14 protein-coding genes and 1 pseudogene are annotated in these 17,900 nt (G+C 45.5%); 3 read left to right on the top strand and 12 right to left on the bottom strand.

The annotated features are described in order from the left end of the window. Positions 1 to 150 precede the first annotated feature (150 nt). Positions 151 to 738, bottom strand: a complete 588-nt coding sequence (locus IQP38_RS11240; RefSeq protein ID WP_005382520.1) for a YjaG family protein — start codon at positions 736 to 738, stop codon at positions 151 to 153. A 66-nt stretch (positions 739 to 804) separates the two neighbouring features. Between IQP38_RS11240 and IQP38_RS11235 the strand changes: the two genes are divergently transcribed. Together IQP38_RS11235 and IQP38_RS11230 are read left to right on the top strand one after the other, a co-directional pair. Then, entirely contained in the window at positions 805 to 1,728 is a 924-nt protein-coding gene (locus IQP38_RS11235) for a D-2-hydroxyacid dehydrogenase (protein WP_017633935.1), read from the top strand. A 2-nt stretch (positions 1,729 to 1,730) separates the two neighbouring features. Continuing rightward, positions 1,731 to 2,303: a uracil-DNA glycosylase family protein gene (locus tag IQP38_RS11230; RefSeq protein ID WP_017633934.1), complete on the top strand. Its 573-nt coding sequence runs from the start codon at positions 1,731 to 1,733 to the stop codon at positions 2,301 to 2,303. Between the two features lie 241 nt (positions 2,304 to 2,544). Here IQP38_RS11230 and hemE read toward each other — a convergent pair whose 3' ends face one another. Together hemE and nudC are read right to left on the bottom strand one after the other, a co-directional pair. Next, complete coding sequence (gene hemE, locus IQP38_RS11225; protein WP_005397282.1) at positions 2,545 to 3,612, bottom strand: uroporphyrinogen decarboxylase; 1,068 nt, start codon at positions 3,610 to 3,612, stop codon at positions 2,545 to 2,547. 247 nt (positions 3,613 to 3,859) lie between these two features. Further along, on the bottom strand, positions 3,860 to 4,657 hold the full coding sequence (gene nudC, locus IQP38_RS11220; protein ID WP_193837579.1) for an NAD(+) diphosphatase: 798 nt from the start codon (positions 4,655 to 4,657) through the stop codon (positions 3,860 to 3,862). A 177-nt stretch (positions 4,658 to 4,834) separates the two neighbouring features. On the opposite strand from nudC, the gene IQP38_RS11215 reads away from it, so the two are divergent. After that, a complete protein-coding gene (locus tag IQP38_RS11215) occupies positions 4,835 to 5,326 on the top strand; it encodes an Rsd/AlgQ family anti-sigma factor (RefSeq protein ID WP_005382515.1) in 492 nt (163 codons plus the stop codon). Positions 5,327 to 5,498: 172 nt separating this feature from the next. Here the strand turns inward: IQP38_RS11215 and rpoC are convergent, their stop codons facing one another. The 9 genes and pseudogenes from rpoC to IQP38_RS11170 form a co-directional block, all read right to left on the bottom strand. Then, entirely contained in the window at positions 5,499 to 9,701 is a 4,203-nt protein-coding gene (gene rpoC, locus IQP38_RS11210; RefSeq protein ID WP_193837578.1) for a DNA-directed RNA polymerase subunit beta', read from the bottom strand. 104 nt (positions 9,702 to 9,805) lie between these two features. Beyond that, positions 9,806 to 13,834, bottom strand: coding sequence for a DNA-directed RNA polymerase subunit beta (gene rpoB / locus IQP38_RS11205; RefSeq protein ID WP_005384685.1), 4,029 nt, complete (start codon positions 13,832 to 13,834; stop codon positions 9,806 to 9,808). Between the two features lie 252 nt (positions 13,835 to 14,086). Next, positions 14,087 to 14,455: a 50S ribosomal protein L7/L12 gene (gene rplL, locus IQP38_RS11200; protein ID WP_005382540.1), complete on the bottom strand. Its 369-nt coding sequence runs from the start codon at positions 14,453 to 14,455 to the stop codon at positions 14,087 to 14,089. Positions 14,456 to 14,512: 57 nt separating this feature from the next. After that, a complete protein-coding gene (gene rplJ / locus IQP38_RS11195; RefSeq protein ID WP_005382538.1) occupies positions 14,513 to 15,007 on the bottom strand; it encodes a 50S ribosomal protein L10 in 495 nt (164 codons plus the stop codon). 293 nt (positions 15,008 to 15,300) lie between these two features. Further along, entirely contained in the window at positions 15,301 to 16,002 is a 702-nt protein-coding gene (rplA, locus tag IQP38_RS11190; RefSeq protein WP_005384683.1) for a 50S ribosomal protein L1, read from the bottom strand. Between the two features lie 4 nt (positions 16,003 to 16,006). After that, on the bottom strand, positions 16,007 to 16,435 hold the full coding sequence (gene rplK, locus IQP38_RS11185; RefSeq protein ID WP_005384682.1) for a 50S ribosomal protein L11: 429 nt from the start codon (positions 16,433 to 16,435) through the stop codon (positions 16,007 to 16,009). Between the two features lie 164 nt (positions 16,436 to 16,599). Then, complete coding sequence (gene nusG / locus IQP38_RS11180; protein ID WP_005384681.1) at positions 16,600 to 17,148, bottom strand: transcription termination/antitermination protein NusG; 549 nt, start codon at positions 17,146 to 17,148, stop codon at positions 16,600 to 16,602. Positions 17,149 to 17,161: 13 nt separating this feature from the next. Then, a complete protein-coding gene (secE, locus tag IQP38_RS11175) occupies positions 17,162 to 17,542 on the bottom strand; it encodes a preprotein translocase subunit SecE (RefSeq protein WP_005384680.1) in 381 nt (126 codons plus the stop codon). 266 nt (positions 17,543 to 17,808) lie between these two features. Then, positions 17,809 to 17,900, bottom strand: a pseudogene (locus tag IQP38_RS11170) (elongation factor Tu); the annotation flags it as partial.

Genomic DNA, 17,900 nt, shown 5'->3' with positions numbered 1-17,900 from the left:
GCGAGGGAGTAATCGCGCTGAGTTCTTTTAGTTGTTGATTTCATAACACTCTCCAATTTTGGGGGTGGAAAGTGTCAACCTTATTTAGGACGGCACAGCACAAACAAAAAAGGCATCCAGTTAGGATGCCTTTTTCTATTTATTCAACAATTAAAGTGCAATACCGATGTTGCTCACACCTTCTTCACGTAGCTCTTCACGCAAATCTTTAATCAAGCTGATGTCACGTTCTACCGCTTCACGCAGCGGACGGAAGATAGCCCACTGGACGTCCCACTCTTCACATACGGCTTCGTTTTCTTTCTGGTTGTCGTTAGTGATTGGCTCTGCGCCTTGTGCTTGCTCTAGATCAGCAACGGTTTGTACCGACTGTTGACTCACTTTAAGCATTGAATCGAAAAGGTAATCGCGGTCCAATAGACCATGCAGTAACGTAGACAAACCCTGACACGCGTCCATCGCTGGGTAAACGCCGTAAAAATCGAACTCATCCGCACTTGGGAACAACTCTTCTAACTTCTCCAATTGACGTTCGAAGTTAATTTTCGCGTTCTTAACTGTCAAAATTTCCCATACACTATCAAGAATCGCTCGGTAAGCACGCGGGTCAGCAAATTCTGTATTCTCACAAAACATCGCATAGTTTGGATACATGCGTTCACACAGACACGCCATAAAGGTAATTTGTTGCCAAGGTTCTAGTTTTTCTAAACGAACCTGAAGAGGATTCTTAAGCATAGTCACTCAATCATTGAAGAAAAAAACAGCGAAAGTGTACTTGATTCATCACAGGGAAAAAAGTTAATGCCGCATTCAAATCAGATTTTCCTGCTCTCAGAGCATCGCGACACCTACAAAACGTTACTGGCAGAGAAAAATCTGCCCGATCTTTGCCTCACCGACCAACCAGAAGCTGCTCAGATCGTACTAGCGGATCCACCCTTACTATCACAAAGCTTAGACGAATTTTCACAGCTTGAATGGGTGCAATCCACGTTTGCTGGTGTCAACGCCTTAACATCCCCTAGCTTTCGTCAGGACTATACTCTAACTAACGTTCGAGGCATCTTTGGTCCACTGATTGCTGAATATGTTTTGGGTTACAGTATTGCCCATTATCGCCACTTTGCCCGATACCACCAGCAACAACAAAACAAACAATGGCAGCCTCACCTATACACGTCATTACAAAGTAAAACCATGGTAATTCTTGGTACCGGTAGCATTGGGGGCTATCTGGGCAACGCCGCTAAAGCAATGGGGATAAAAACTATCGGTATTAACCGCACAGGTATCCCGACTTCAGGCGGCGAGTTTCATCAGACCTTTCATATCAATGAACTAAGTAAGGCATTTGAGCAAGCCGACATCGTTGTGAATACTCTACCAAGTACACCTGAGACGCGACAGTTACTTAATCGTCAAACGCTCAGCCAACTAAATCAGGCGTTATTATTTAACGTAGGTCGTGGCGACGTACTGGATGAGACAGGGTTGCTCTTCGCTCTGAAAAACCGTTGGGTAGAACACGCCTTCTTAGATGTGTTTGAGCAAGAACCGTTATCGGTAGAGCATCCGTTTTGGAAACTACCGCAAGTCACCATCACTCCACACATTGCTGCGCTGAGTTTTCCCGAGCAAGTCATCGAGATTTTTGCTGACAACTATCTACGCTGGCGCGATGGGTTTTCATTAAATTATCAAGTGGATTTCGAAAAGGGTTACTGAGAATGTCGTTAGACGAGCTATTGCAACAAGTGAGGGCCTGCCAGATATGCGCGGATAATTTACCTTTGGGCGCAAACCCTGTCGTACAAGCCGCAAAAGGGGCACGCATCCTAATCATCGGTCAGGCCCCTGGCACACGTGTACACAAAACCTCGATACCTTGGAATGACCCAAGTGGTGATCGATTACGCCAATGGCTCGATATCGACAAAGACGTTTTCTACGACCCAAATAAAATTGCCATTGTCCCAATGGGATTCTGTTATCCAGGCAAAGGGAACTCTGGTGATTTACCGCCTCGTAAAGAATGTGCGCCCACTTGGCATAAAAAGATTCTTGAGCAGCTGCCCAATATAGAGCTCACTCTACTAATTGGTCAGTACTCGCAGCAGTACTATCTCACCAACAAACCAAAGACGCTCACGCAAACCGTTCAGCAATGGCAAGATTGGGAACCGGACTTTATCCCGCTCCCTCACCCATCTCCACGCAATACATTGTGGTTAAAGAAGAATCCTTGGTTTGAATCTGACGTCGTGCCATACCTTAAAAAACGCATTCACTCGATGCTTTAGGTTACCTATGATCTAATTGCTTGCTTATCTGTACAAGAAAATTAGAACATAAAACCCGAAATCATAAGTATTTGTTTATATTAAACTTTAACATCTAGTGTACAGCTAGAGTAGTAATTAGATCATAGTAGGCCAAATACTACTAGAGCTGTACAGCCTTGAGTCTCAGATAGAAAAACTGAATTTTAGGCAAAAAAATACCGGCACTGAATGCCGGCATTTGATTTCAAAAAAATCTAACTTACTTGTGGTATGGCTTAGATAACTCGTGTACCGCATCCACAAATACGCCCGCGTTTTCTGGCGGTACATCCAAGTGGATACCGTGACCTAGGTTGAACACATGACCAGTCCCCGTATCACCAAATCCTTCTAGGATATCCGCTACTTCTTCGCGGATGCGCTCTGGTGAAGCGTAAAGCATTGATGGGTCCATATTACCTTGCAGCGCCACTTTATCACCGATACGTGCTTTCGCGTCAGCAATGTTGATTGTCCAGTCTAGACCAACCGCATCACAGCCCGTAGCTGCGATTTGCTCAAGCCACATGCCGCCATTCTTAGTAAACAGTGTGACTGGCACGCGACGACCGTCGTTTTCACGAATCAGACCATCTACAATCTTGTGCATGTATTGCAGTGAGAACAGATTGTAATCACGAGGCGTTAGTACGCCACCCCATGTGTCAAATACCATTACCGATTGCGCACCCGCTTTAATTTGCGCGTTTAAGTACTCGATAACGCTGTCTGCCAGCTTATCTAGAAGTAGGTGCAGAGTTTGTGGTTCCGCGTACATCATCTTCTTGATCTTGGTAAACGCTTTAGAGCTACCACCTTCGATCATATACGTCGCAAGAGTCCAAGGACTACCAGAAAAACCAATCAGCGGCACTTCACCCTTCAGGTCTTTACGGATCTGGCGTACTGCGTTCATTACGTATTGCAGTTCACCTTCAGGATCTGGCAAACCAATTTTTTCCACGTCGGCTTTGCATGTAATTGGGTTATCAAAAACAGGTCCTTCACCCGCAGCAAAACGTAAACCAAGCCCCATTGCATCTGGAATCGTTAAGATGTCCGAGAATAAGATCGCGGCATCAAGAGGAAAACGGCGTAATGGTTGAAGTGTCACTTCGGATGCTAATTCTGCATTTCGACACAAAGACATGAAATCACCCGCTTCTGCACGAGTCGCTTTGTATTCTGGTAGGTAACGACCTGCCTGGCGCATCATCCATACTGGCGTGTAATCTACCGGCTCTTTTAAAAGCGCACGCAGATAACGATCATTTTTTAATTCAGTCATTCCGTAATTCCAACTGTTAGGCTTTCTGTGAAAGGGGGTATTCTATCACTGATTTAAGTCCAATAGCTGTGTGCTTTGCAACCTGGATCAAGTTATTAACTTTTAAATCAATGCTTAATTTGCACCCAATCGGTATCAGTGTTAAAAATTTGTTCGCTAGCGAAAACTACAATTATAAACTGAGTACTTAGTACTCAGCATCTCATAACGACATCTTACTTACCCCCTCCCTCTCGGAGGGTTTTTTTTATCTATTTATCAGATAATTAGTGTCTATATCTTTCAGCGTCTGCTCGATAAGTGCTCTTGCAATCGTTCCTTTAGGCGCAACAGGCGGCATCTCGTCGATACCAAACCATTGTGCATCAGACAGCTCAGTGTAGTCTGGACTTAACTCTCCCGATTCATAGTCAGCTAAAAACCCCATCATCATACTGGATGGGAAAGCCCAAGGCTGGCTGCCAAAGTAACGAATATTTTTAACGAGAATTCCCGTTTCTTCATGAATTTCTCGAGCCACGCACTCTTCTAAGGTCTCACCGACTTCAAGAAAACCCGCAATAACCGTATACATACCATTTCGATGCCTTGGATGTTGGGCTAATAAGATCTGATTTTCTTTACGTACAGCAACGATAATACACGGAAATATTCTAGGATAATGAAGGGTGCGACATTCACCACACTGCATGGCTAACTGGTTATTATTAAGAAAGTTTCTTCCTCCGCACTGTGGACAAAAGCGCAAACTTTGCGTCATGTGCCCATATTGCACAGCTTTACTTAACAACATAAATAATGGCTCAGGAAAATGCAGGCAGTCACGCAGGGATGCTAAAGGTAGATCATGCTCTAAATCGGCCAAGTTAAGCCACATGACGGGCGAACCAGAATACTCACCAATGGGTCTTGCACTCGTTACTGGCAGTGATAACTGCTCTGCAGACCCGAAGGGCACAGCACCATCCACCAGCCAAATTTCACTTCCTGCAACAACACACCAGTATGCATTTATCGCGCGGTTAACATCACCTTTTCTTAACATTACACCATCCCTTTGCTTGAAGTTCGTTCATTTTACTGGCAATCTAATTTCATACTAGAGTTTATCGTTAAGTAAATGTGCACTCTAAATTCTAGTAAGGACAAGAGTTTGTAATAACTTTACTAACTTTGCTTTGCAAAGGATACGTTCGCCGATGGGCGATCAGATCATGAGGGCATGGTCATGCTAAGAAAATTCAAACAAACACAAGACCAGTGGGGTGGCTCAAGTGATGTCATTGATCACTGGTTAGAGACACGACAATCCCTGATTGTTGAATATTGTAAGCTTGCAGCGCTGCAACCTTGTTCGAAAACCAATGTTATTGAACTCCCATCTCCTTCCGAACTGCAGGATTTCTGTCAGCACCTCGTTGATTACATCTCCGAAGGCCACTTTAAAATTTATGACATGGTTATGGACCGTTGGAAAGCAACCGGCTTTGTCGTGACTAATGAGATCAATCAAACCTATGGTCAAATTGTTCTAACGACTGAACCTCTATTGAACTTTAACGATAAGTACTCAGAAGTGACTGAAGATGATGAATTAAATGATTTCGATTCTGATATGTGTCTCATTGGGGAAATTCTTGAGACTCGCTTTGAAGTCGAGGACTATCTGATACAGCAAATCGCAGAAAGCCTGTCTATGCCACCTGGGGCTTAGTATTTGCAAACATTTAGAAATAGAGTGAGAGAAAAGACTGACGATCATCGTCGGTCTTTTTTGTTTCTAGCTTTATCGAAAATCCCACCGGAAGAACAAAGTAGTATAAAAACTAAAAAGGCACCCGAAGGTGCCTTTTTCTTAAGCTTTTAACGATTACTCGTTATATGACTTACTCTTCAGAAGAGAAACCAGCGTTTAGAAGTGCCGCTAGGTTATCCGTTGCTTGCTCAGCAGAAGGACCATCTTGCTCTTCAGAACGTTTAGCTTGACGCTCTTGGTGGTATGCGAAACCAGTACCAGCTGGGATCAGACGACCAACAATTACGTTCTCTTTCAGACCACGTAGGTCATCACGCTTACCAGAAACCGCAGCTTCTGTTAGTACGCGAGTTGTCTCCTGGAACGATGCCGCAGAGATGAACGACTCAGTCGCTAGAGATGCTTTAGTAATACCTAGTAGTTCACGTTCGAAACGTGCAGGCTCTTTGCCTTCAGCTTCTAGGTTACGGTTAGCAATCTTAACTTGTGAGTACTCAATCTGTTCACCAGGTAGGAACTCAGAGTCACCAGAGTGAGTAATAGTACACTTACGCAGCATCTGACGAACGATAGTTTCAATGTGCTTATCGTTAATCTTAACGCCTTGTAGACGGTAAACTTCCTGTACTTCGTTAGCAATGTACTGCGTTACCGCGTGTACACCACGTAGACGTAGGATGTCATGTGGAGACTCTGGACCATCTGCGATCACGTCACCACGTTCAACTTTTTCACCTTCGAATACGTTCAACTGACGATGCTTAGGAATCATCTCTTCGTAAGCTTCACCGCTTTCACGTGTGATCACTAGGCGACGTTTACCTTTAGTCTCTTTACCAAAGCTCACAGTACCTGTGTGCTCAGCAAGGATTGCAGGCTCTTTCGGCTTACGTGCTTCAAATAGGTCAGCAACTCGTGGAAGACCACCGGTGATATCTTTGTTACCGCCAGACTTCTGAGGAATACGTGCTAGTGTTGCACCAACACCTACTGCTGCGCCATCTTCGATGTTCACAATCGCTTTACCAGGTAGGAAGTAGTGAGCTGGCATATCAGTACCAGGGATCATTACATCGTTACCTTGCTCGTCAACAAGTTTGATAGCTGGACGCATATCTTTACCTGCTGAAGGGCGAGCTGCTGGGTCAGTTACTTCGCTTGAAGATAGACCAGTTAGGTCATCAGTTTGACGAGATACTGTTACGCCGTCGATCATATCTACGAACTGGATGCGACCTGCTACCTCAGTAATGATAGGTAGTGTGTGCGCTTCCCAGTTTGCAACTGTTTCGCCAGCTTGAACTGTATCACCATCGCCTTTGCTTAGTAGCGTACCGTAAGGCAGTTTGTGCTTCTCTTTAGTACGACCAAACTCATCAACGATAGTTAACTCTGTCGCACGAGAAGTGATAACGATCTTACCGTCATCAGCCAATACAGATTTAGCGTTGTGTAGCTTGATAGAACCGTTGTTCTTAACTTGAACACTGTTCTCTGCCGCTGCTGTCGATGCCGCACCACCGATGTGGAACGTACGCATCGTTAGCTGTGTACCTGGCTCACCGATAGACTGAGCAGCAATAACACCCACTGCTTCACCTTGGTTCACTAGGTGACCACGTGCTAGGTCACGACCATAACATTGTGCACAACAACCGAAGTCAGAATCACACGTTACTACAGAGCGCACTTTCATGCTGTCTACTGAGTTCTCTTCCATGATTTGACACCACTTCTCATCGATCAGGGTGTTACGTGGAATAAGAACGTCTTCAGTGCCAGGTTTTAGTACGTCTTCAGCAACAACACGACCAAGAGCAAGCTCAGAAAGTGCAACTTTAACATCACCACCCTCGATGTGAGGCATCATGTCGACACCTTCGTGAGTGCCACAGTCATGTTCAGTTACAACAACGTCTTGAGCAACGTCTACTAGACGACGAGTTAGGTAACCCGAGTTCGCTGTTTTCAGTGCCGTATCCGCAAGACCCTTACGAGCACCGTGCGTTGAGATAAAGTACTGAAGTACGTTTAGACCTTCTTTAAAGTTCGCTGTGATCGGTGTTTCGATGATTGAACCATCTGGACGCGCCATCAGACCACGCATACCCGCAAGCTGACGAATCTGTGCTGCAGAACCACGAGCGCCCGAGTCCGCCATCATATAGATGCTGTTGAATGACTCTTGCTGTTCCTCTTCACCGTCACGGTTAACTACCGTTTCAGATGAAAGGTTTTCCATCATTGCTTTCGCAACACGGTCGTTGGTCGATGCCCAGATATCGATAACTTTGTTGTAGCGTTCGCCCGCAGTAACAAGACCTGATTGGTACTGTTCCTGGATTTCACGTACTTCTTCTTCCGCTTCTGCGATTTCAGTGTACTTAGCTGCAGGTACAACCATATCGTCGATACCAACAGATACACCAGAAAGTGCCGCGTATGCGAAACCTGTGTACATGATTTGGTCAGCGAAGATTACTGTGTCTTTCAGACCTAGTTTACGGTACGCCTCGTTAAGTAGGTTAGAGATTTGCTTCTTACCTAGCTTTTGGTTAACGATGCTGTACGGTAGACCAGCTGGCACGATTTGCCATAGCATTGCACGACCAACAGTGGTGTCTACCATCTTGGTTTCTGTAGTGCTGTTGCCATCTTCGTCTACAACAGTTTCTGTAATACGTACTTTAACGCGTGCGTGAAGCTCAGCTTGTTTAGTGCGGTATGCTTTCTCAGCCTCTTCTGGGCCAGAAAGGTACATGCCTTCACCTTTCACGTTGATCTTTTCACGAGTCATGTAGTACAGACCCAATACAACGTCCTGAGAAGGTACGATGATCGGATCACCTGACGCTGGCGACAGAATGTTGTTTGTCGACATCATCAGAGTACGAGCTTCAAGCTGTGCCTCTAGAGTTAGAGGTACGTGAACCGCCATTTGGTCACCATCGAAGTCCGCGTTGTACGCTGCACAAACAAGTGGGTGTAGCTGAATCGCTTTACCTTCGATCAGTACTGGTTCGAACGCCTGGATACCTAGACGGTGAAGTGTCGGTGCACGGTTCAATAGTACTGGGTGTTCACGGATTACTTCGTCTAGGATATCCCAAACGACCGCTTCTTCACGCTCTACCATTTTCTTAGCAGCTTTGATTGTAGTCGCAAGACCACGAGTCTCTAGCTTGCTGTAGATGAATGGTTTGAATAGCTCAAGTGCCATCTTCTTAGGAAGACCACACTGGTGTAGACGAAGGTATGGACCTACTGTGATTACAGAACGGCCAGAGTAGTCTACACGTTTACCTAGAAGGTTCTGACGGAAACGACCTTGTTTACCCTTGATCATATCAGCAAGAGATTTCAGAGGACGCTTGTTAGAACCTGTGATCGCACGACCACGACGACCGTTATCTAGTAGCGCATCAACAGACTCTTGCAGCATACGTTTTTCGTTACGTACGATGATGTCCGGAGCAGCTAGCTCTAGAAGACGCTTCAAACGGTTGTTACGGTTGATCACACGACGGTATAGATCGTTAAGATCAGAAGTCGCAAAGCGACCGCCATCTAGAGGTACTAGAGGACGTAGATCTGGCGGAAGTACTGGAAGTACAGTTAGGATCATCCACTCAGGGTTGTTACCCGATGCGATGAACGCTTCTACCAGCTTAAGACGCTTAGTTACTTTCTTACGCTTAGTTTCAGAGTTTGTTGTCTCTAACTCTTCACGCATTTGTTCTGCTTCAGCGTGCATATCCATAGAACCTAGTAGGTCCTTGATAGCTTCCGCACCCATCTTAGCAGTGAACTCGTCGCCCCACTCTTCTAGACGATCTAGATACTCTTCTTCAGTAAGCATCTGACCTTTTTCTAGATCAGTCATACCAGGCTCTGTTACTACGTACATTTCGAAGTACAGAACGCGTTCGATATCACGTAGAGGGATATCCATTAGTAGACCGATACGAGACGGTAGCGATTTTAGGAACCAGATGTGAGCTACTGGTGAAGCCAGTTCAATGTGGCCCATACGGTCACGACGAACTTTAGTTTGTGTAACTTCTACACCACACTTCTCACAGATAACACCACGGTGCTTCAGGCGCTTGTACTTACCACAAAGACATTCGTAGTCTTTAACTGGACCAAAGATACGCGCACAGAACAGACCATCGCGTTCAGGTTTGAACGTACGATAGTTGATCGTTTCAGGTTTTTTAACTTCACCGAAAGACCATGAACGGATCATGTCTGGTGAAGATAGACCGATTTTGATTGCATCAAATTCTTCGGTCTTATGCTGTGCTTTTAGAAAGTTTAATAAGTCTTTCACAATCAGCTCCTGTAAGGAGTTAAAAGGAGCTCACTCGCTAAAGTGAGCACCTTCTTCCAAATAATCGCTTTGATTCTCTCGACTTTCATCAAGAGAGAAAAGGATTACTCTTCGTCTTCTAGCTCGATGTTGATACCTAGCGAGCGGATCTCTTTCAACAGTACGTTGAACGATTCTGGCATGCCAGGTTCCATGCTGTGGTTACCGTCTACGATGTTCTTGTACATCTTAGTACGGCCGTTAACGTCATCCGACTTAACCGTTAGCATTTCTTGTAGCGTGTAAGCAGCACCGTATGCTTCTAGTGCCCATACTTCCATCTCACCGAAACGCTGACCACCGAACTGAGCTTTACCACCTAGTGGCTGCTGAGTTACTAGGCTGTACGAACCAGTTGAACGAGCGTGCATCTTGTCATCAACAAGGTGGTTCAGTTTCAGCATGTACATGTAACCAACAGTTACAGGACGCTCAAACGCATCACCTGTGCGACCATCAAACAGTGTTAACTGACCTGATGTTGGTAGATCTGCTAGCTCAAGAAGTGCTTTGATTGACTCTTCTGGAGCGCCATCAAATACAGGAGTCGCGATTGGTAGACCGCCACGCAAGTTCTTGATCAGAGTACGTACTTCATCATCAGATAGAGAAGCAATGTCTACTTTCTGGCGAGTGTCGCCTAGATCGTAAACTTTTTGTAGGAACTCGCGGAATTTCGCTAGTTCTTGCTGCTCTTTAACCATCTGGTTGATCTTGTCACCGATACCTTTCGCTGCCAGACCTAAGTGTACTTCTAGGATCTGACCGATGTTCATACGCGAAGGTACACCCAGTGGGTTAAGTACGATGTCTACAGGCTGACCTTTCTCATCGTATGGCATGTCTTCAACAGGGTTGATCTTAGAGATTACACCCTTGTTACCGTGACGACCCGCCATCTTATCACCAGGCTGAATGCGACGTTTAACCGCTAGGTAAACCTTAACGATCTTCAGGACGCCAGGTGCTAAATCATCACCTTGAGTGATCTTACGACGCTTAGTTTCGAACTTCTTATCGAAGTCAGCTTTTAGCTCATCCCACTGCTCAGCAAGTTGCTCAAGCTGAGTTTGTAGTGCGTCATCTTCTAGCGTTAGTTCTAGCCACTTCTTACGATCAGTTGTGTCTAGTTTCGCTTCAGAGTAACCGCCTTCAATCAATACAGCTTTAACACGGTTTAGAAGGCCGCCCTCAAGAATCTGGAATTCTTCAGTTAGGTCTTTCTTCGCTTCTTTAAGCTGCATCTGTTCGATTTCAAGCGCACGCTTGTCTTTCTCTACGCCATCGCGAGTAAAGACTTGAACGTCGATGATCGTACCTGATACAGAGTTAGGTACACGTAGTGAAGTATCTTTAACGTCAGATGCTTTTTCACCGAAGATTGCACGTAGTAGCTTCTCTTCAGGCGTTAGCTGAGTTTCACCTTTAGGTGTAACTTTACCAACTAGGATGTCGCCACCCTTAACTTCAGCACCGATGTAAACGATACCTGACTCGTCTAGTTTAGACAGAGCAGACTCACCTACGTTTGGAATATCCGCTGTGATCTCTTCAGAACCAAGCTTAGTATCACGCGCCACACAAGTCAGTTCTTGGATGTGGATAGTCGTGAAACGGTCTTCTTGAACTACGCGCTCAGATACTAAGATCGAGTCTTCGAAGTTGTAACCGTTCCAAGGCATGAACGCGATACGCATGTTTTGACCAAGCGCTAGTTCACCAAGGTCTGTTGAAGGACCATCAGCAAGAACGTCACCGCGTGATACAGGCTCACCTGGCATCACACATGGGCGCTGGTTAATACATGTGTTCTGGTTAGAACGTGTGTATTTAGTCAGGTTGTAGATGTCGATACCAGCTTCACCTGGTACTAGCTCTTCTTCGTTAACTTTAACAACGATACGAGAAGCATCTACTGACTGGATTACACCACCACGTTTAGCAACTGCAGTTACACCTGAGTCAACTGCTACGTTACGTTCAATACCAGTACCAACAAGCGGTTTGTCAGCTTTCAGTGTTGGAACTGCCTGACGTTGCATGTTCGCACCCATCAATGCACGGTTCGCATCATCGTGTTCTAGGAACGGGATAAGCGATGCAGCGATAGATACAACCTGGTTTGTCGCAACGTCCATGTACTGAGCGTGCTCACGAGGGTGTAGACCAGATTCACCTTTCTGACGAGCTGTGATCAGCTCATCTGCAAAAGTACCATCTTCGTTTAGCTTAGCGTTCGCCTGTGCGATAACGAATTGGCCTTCTTCGATTGCAGATAGGTAATCTACTTCGTCTGTTACTACGCCATCTACAACGCGACGGTATGGTGTCTCTAGGAAACCGTACTCGTTACAACGCGCAAACGCAGATAGAGAGTTGATCAGACCGATGTTTGGACCTTCAGGCGTTTCGATAGGACATAGACGACCGTAGTGAGTTACGTGTACGTCACGTACTTCGAAGCCAGCACGTTCACGAGTTAGACCGCCAGGACCCAACGCAGAAATACGACGCTTGTGCGTTACTTCTGATAGCGGGTTGTTTTGGTCCATGAACTGTGAAAGCTGTGAAGAGCCAAAGAATTCTTTAACTGCCGCAGAAATTGGCTTCGCGTTGATCAAGTCTTGAGGCATGATTGCGTCAAGATCGCCTAGGCTTAGACGCTCTTTAACTGCACGCTCAACACGTACTAGACCTACACGGAACTGGTTCTCAGCCATTTCGCCTACAGAACGGATACGACGGTTGCCTAGGTGGTCGATATCGTCCACTTCGCCCTTACCGTTACGGATCGCGATCAGCTTCTTCATCACTTCGATGATATCAGTTTCATCAAGTGTGCCTTGCTCTTGAGCATCTTCACGGCCGATAGAGCTGTTGAACTTCATACGACCAACAGTCGATAGATCGTAACGCTCTTCAGAGAAGAATAGGCTTTCGAATAGAGCTTCTGCAGCTTCTTTTGTTGGCGGCTCACCAGGGCGCATCATGCGGTAGATTTCTACCAATGCAGAAATACGATCAACCGTGCTGTCGATACGTAATGTTTCTGACATGAATGGACCGTGGTCTAGATCGTTCGTAAATAGAACTTCTAGCGCTTTGTGGCCTGCCTGAGATAGGTTCGCTAATGCTTCCAGGCTGATTTCCTGGTTAGCGTTAACAATGATCTCGCCAGTTGCTTCATTGATGTAATCTTTAGATGCAACTTTACCAACGATGTACTCAACTGGTACTTCGATGTGATCAACGCCATCTTTTTCTAGTTGGCGGATATGACGAGCTGTTACGCGACGACCCTGCTCAACGTAAACTTTACCATTTGCTTCGATGTCGAATGACGCAGTTTCACCACGTAGACGATCAGGAACCAACTCCATCAATAGAGTTTGGTCTTTCACTTCGAAGTTCACTTTCTCGAAGAAGATATCTAGGATTTCTTCTGTCGACTTACCTAGTGCTCGAAGGATGATCGATGCTGGTAGCTTACGACGGCGGTCGATACGAACGTACAAGTTATCCTTAGGATCAAACTCGAAATCAAGCCATGAACCACGGTAAGGAATAACACGTGCGTTGTATAAAACTTTACCTGAAGAGTGGGTCTTACCCTTATCGCTGTCGAAGAACACGCCTGGGCTTCGGTGCAGCTGGGATACGATAACCCTCTCGGTACCGTTGATTACGAAGGTACCATTGTCTGTCATGAGTGGAATTTCACCCATGTAGACTTCTTGTTCTTTAATGTCTTTTACAGTACCTGCTGGCGCGTCTTTATCAAAGATAACTAGGCGTAGTTTTACACGTAGTGGCTTTGAGTAAGTTACACCGCGGATTTGACATTCTTTAACGTCAAAAACTGGCTCACCAAGACGGTAGCTAACGTATTGCAGCTCAGAATTGCCGTTGTAGCTCTGAATCGGGAATACAGAACGGAAAGCGGCTTCAAGACCGTATTGACCTTCAGGATCCTGTTCGATAAATTTGTCGAACGAATCGAGCTGGATCGATAGCAGGTATGGAATGTCCAAAACTTGTGGACGAGTACCAAAGTCCTTACGGATGCGCTTTTTCTCGGTATAAGAGTAAACCATGGGGTTCCTCAGCTCGCTGATAAGTGACCCAAACTGTCCGCCCGCTCCTAGTTACTTAAGGGGGGTAAGGGACAGTGACTAATATAGCTGTTTACTGTAGTGACATTTCATTTCGTAAGAATGAAATGTTTTTTGTATGGATATCAGGCGCTTAAACAGCGGGAAAATTCGCCTATACCCTACAGCGCAAAAAGGCCGGTGGTTAAAAAACCACCAGCCAATTAGCCGTTAGGCTAAGAAACTATGCAATAATTACTTAACAGCAACAGTTGCACCAGCTTCTTCTAGCTGAGCTTTAAGAGCTTCAGCTTCTGCTTTCTCAACACCTTCTTTAAGAGGTGCTGGAGCGCCGTCTACTAGAGCTTTAGCTTCTTTAAGACCTAGGCCAGTTGCGCCACGTACTGCTTTGATTACAGCAACTTTGTTACCGCCAGCAGCTTCTAGGATTACGTCGAATTCAGTTTGCTCAGCAGCAGCTTCGCCTGCAGCAGCGCCGCCAGCTACAACAGCAGCAGCAGCAGAAACACCGAATTTCTCTTCCATTGCTTCGATTAGTTCAACAACTTGCATTACAGACATTTCTGCAACTGCGTCTAGGATTTGCTCGTTAGTAATAGACATAACAATTCTCTTTTAAGTCAACAATAAGTTTATTAAGCAACCAGTAAAAAGCAAGGCTTATGCCGCTGCTTCTTGTTTTTGATCGCGGATAGCTGCGATAGTACGCGCCAGCTTGCCAGCCGAAGCTTCTTTCATGCACATCATTAGGCGTGCAATTGCTTCGTCGTAAGTTGGTAGTGTTGCTAGTACTTCAGCGTCAGTTAAAGCGCCTTCAAATGCAGCAGCTTTGATCTCGAAATCTTTGTTCTCTTTAGCGAAGTCTTTGAAAAGACGCGCTGCAGCACCTGGGTGCTCATTAGAGAATGCGATTAGAGTAGGACCAGTGAAAGTGTCAGTTAGACACTCGTACTCAGTACCTTCAACCGCACGACGAGCAAGAGTGTTACGAACAACTCTCATGTAAACGCCAGCTTCACGAGCTTGTTTACGTAGAGAAGTCATCGCGCCAACTTGAACGCCACGAGAATCAGCTACAACTGCAGAAAGTGCACCACTGGCAGCTTCGTTGACTTCAGCAACAATTGCTTTTTTGTCTTGAAGGTTTAAAGCCATCTTGGATTTACTCCTGGTTGTCGTTACACCACTCACTATCATCACGACAGTGAGAGCTATTGAGGTGCTTCCCCAGAAGAAAGTTAACTATATTACATAGAGCTTTCTGTCAGTTCGGGCACCATCTACGTAGGATAATTAAGTTTGCTTTTACACAAACACCTACGGTCTTGGACGGAGACTGGGTCTTAATTCATTTCGAACTAGGAGACAGTTCAAAGAACCAAAGTTCAGCCCCAACCACAAATATTAGGCGCAAAATTATACACTAATTTTGCGCCTAAGCAAATAAATTATGCTTGAGTGTTCAGGCTAGCCTGATCAACAGCAACACCAGCACCCATAGTAGTAGAGATGCTTACTTTCTTCAGGAAAGTACCTTTCGCTGAAGATGGCTTAGCTTTCTTCAGAGCAACTAGAAGTGCTTCTAGGTTCTCTTTGATCTGCTCAGCAGAGAAGTTTGCTTTACCGATAGTAGTGTGGATGATGCCGTTTTTGTCGTTACGGTAACGAACCTGACCAGCTTTAGCGTTTTTAACTGCTTCAGCAACGTTAGGAGTTACAGTACCAACTTTAGGGTTTGGCATAAGACCGCGAGGACCTAGGATAGTACCTAGTTGACCTACAACGCGCATTGCATCTGGAGAAGCAACAACTACGTCAAAGTTCATTTCGCCTTTCTTAACTTGCTCAGCAAGATCTTCCATACCTACGATGTCTGCGCCAGCTTCTTTAGCTGCTTCAGCGTTAGCACCTTGAGTGAACACTGCAACGCGGATTTCGCGGCCAGTACCGTGAGGTAGTACAGTTGCACCACGTACGTTCTGGTCAGATTTACGAGCATCAATGCCAAGGTTAACAGCAACGTCTACAGACTCAACGAATTTAGCAGTCGCTAGTTCTTGAAGAAGAGCAACAGCTTCGTTGATTTCGTATTCTTTAGTTACGTCAACTTTTTCGCGGATTACGCGCATGCGCTTAGTTAGTTTTGCCATCTTATTAACCCTCTACCACTAGGCCCATTGAACGAGCAGTACCAGCGATAGAACGCTTCATCGCTTCGATGTCAGCACCAGTCATATCAGCAGCTTTAGTTTCTGCGATTTCTTGGATTTGAGCGTCAGTTACAGTACCAACTTTTTCAGTGTTTGGACGACCTGAACCAGACTTAACGCCAGCAGCTTTCTTAAGAAGAACAGCAGCAGGTGGAGTCTTAGTTACGAACGTGAAAGAACGGTCGCTGTATACTGTGATAACTACTGGAGTTGGTAGACCTTTCTCAATAGATTCTGTTTTTGCGTTGAACGCTTTACAGAATTCCATGATGTTCACACCGTGTTGACCTAGTGCAGGACCTACTGGTGGACTAGGGTTAGCCATACCAGCAGCAACTTGTAGCTTGATGTAAGCTTCAACTTTCTTAGCCATGATAATTCCTAAGTTTGGGTACAAACGCTAATCGCGGATCAGCTCCCCGTTTGTGTAAGAAACTTTTTACTTCACTTGAAGTAAAAAGGCGCGAAATTATAGTCATAATCCGCGCCTTATACAACCCTAAAAAGGTGATTTTTTATACTCTTTAACGAAGAGTCTTAGTCCAGCTTTTCAACCTGACCAAATTCAAGCTCAACTGGTGTCGCACGACCAAAGATCGATACAGACACTTTCAGGCGGCTCTTCTCGTAATCCACTTCTTCAACAGTACCGTTGAAGTCAGCAAATGGACCTTCGTTAACACGTACCACTTCACCCGCTTCGTACATTGTACGCGGACGAGGCGCTTCACTCGCTTTCTCAAGACGATTAAGAATCGCGTCAGCCTCTTTATCCGTGATAGGTGCCGGACGGTCTGAGGTACCACCAATGAAGCCCATGACACGCGGCACACTGCGTACTAGGTGCCATGATTCATCGTTCATAATCATCTGAACAAGGACGTAACCTGGGAAGAACTTACGCTCAGACTTGCGACGCTGACCCGCGCGCATTTCCACTACTTCTTCAGTAGGAACCAGTACTTCACCGAATAGCTCTTCCATGCCGTGCATTTTGATATGCTCGCGCAGAGATTGAGCTACACGACCTTCAAATCCAGAGAAGGCTTGAACCACATACCAGCGTTTTTTTGGAGCTTCACTCATGAATAAAAACCCTCTATACCCCAGTTGCTAGAGCTACTAGACGAACCATAATTCCGTCAATACCCCATAGCACTAGAGCCATTACAATACTTACAGCTAAAACGATCAGTGTTGTTTGCATGGTTTCTTGGCGAGTAGGCCAAACAACTTTACGTACTTCCATACGAGATTCTTTTGCAAAACTGATCGCTGCTTTACCTTTAGTCGTTGTTGCTGCAACGCCTAAGGCAGCTGCAATAAGAACAACAACGCCTGCAGCACGAACCACTACAGACATTTCACCATACAGGTAATTACCCACAACAGCGGCAGCTGCCAATACGAAAGCGGCTACCCACTTAAACGTATCTGCTGCGTTTGAGCTATCAGGAGTTTCAGCATTATTTGCTTTCATAAAACCAACCTGTTACAAGTCTTAATATAGACGACAACAACCCCGCTGTTGCAGGGCAAACTCCATATCGCTGAAAAAATCAGCGTACTCTTCTTAAGATTAAGCCTCTTTGCTTAATCTTGCTCTGCGCCCAACCCACTTCTGAACAAGAAAACAGCAAAAATAATGTTGAGTGCAGAAAAAGGGCATCAAATGATGCCCTTTTTGCTACTGGTTCGTCAAATCTAATTCAAGATTTTCCGAAAGCATCGCTAATTCGCTATGAATTAGTCGAAGATCTTAGCAACAACACCAGCACCTACTGTACGGCCACCTTCACGGATCGCGAAACGTAGACCTTCGTCCATTGCGATTGGTG

The organism is Vibrio sp. OPT41 (assembly GCF_015163595.1).
Taxonomy (GTDB): Bacteria; Pseudomonadota; Gammaproteobacteria; order Enterobacterales; family Vibrionaceae; genus Vibrio; species Vibrio alginolyticus.
The sequence above is the reverse complement of the archived record's forward strand: the minus strand, read 5'-3'. Positions and strand labels throughout refer to the sequence as shown.

Bases quoted from the DNA above. Each gene is read 5' to 3' on its own strand.
- IQP38_RS11240 (WP_005382520.1), bottom strand. From the start codon at position 738: ATGCTTAAGAATCCTCTTCAGGTTCGTTTAGAAAAACTAGAACCTTGG.
- IQP38_RS11235 (WP_017633935.1), top strand. From the start codon at position 805: ATGCCGCATTCAAATCAGATTTTCCTGCTCTCAGAGCATCGCGACACC.
- IQP38_RS11230 (WP_017633934.1), top strand. From the start codon at position 1,731: ATGTCGTTAGACGAGCTATTGCAACAAGTGAGGGCCTGCCAGATATGC.
- hemE (WP_005397282.1), bottom strand. From the start codon at position 3,612: ATGACTGAATTAAAAAATGATCGTTATCTGCGTGCGCTTTTAAAAGAG.
- nudC (WP_193837579.1), bottom strand. From the start codon at position 4,657: ATGTTAAGAAAAGGTGATGTTAACCGCGCGATAAATGCATACTGGTGT.
- IQP38_RS11215 (WP_005382515.1), top strand. From the start codon at position 4,835: ATGGTCATGCTAAGAAAATTCAAACAAACACAAGACCAGTGGGGTGGC.
- rpoB (WP_005384685.1), bottom strand. From the start codon at position 13,834: ATGGTTTACTCTTATACCGAGAAAAAGCGCATCCGTAAGGACTTTGGT.
- rplL (WP_005382540.1), bottom strand. From the start codon at position 14,455: ATGTCTATTACTAACGAGCAAATCCTAGACGCAGTTGCAGAAATGTCT.
- rplJ (WP_005382538.1), bottom strand. From the start codon at position 15,007: ATGGCTTTAAACCTTCAAGACAAAAAAGCAATTGTTGCTGAAGTCAAC.
- rplA (WP_005384683.1), bottom strand. From the start codon at position 16,002: ATGGCAAAACTAACTAAGCGCATGCGCGTAATCCGCGAAAAAGTTGAC.
- rplK (WP_005384682.1), bottom strand. From the start codon at position 16,435: ATGGCTAAGAAAGTTGAAGCTTACATCAAGCTACAAGTTGCTGCTGGT.
- nusG (WP_005384681.1), bottom strand. From the start codon at position 17,148: ATGAGTGAAGCTCCAAAAAAACGCTGGTATGTGGTTCAAGCCTTCTCT.
- secE (WP_005384680.1), bottom strand. From the start codon at position 17,542: ATGAAAGCAAATAATGCTGAAACTCCTGATAGCTCAAACGCAGCAGAT.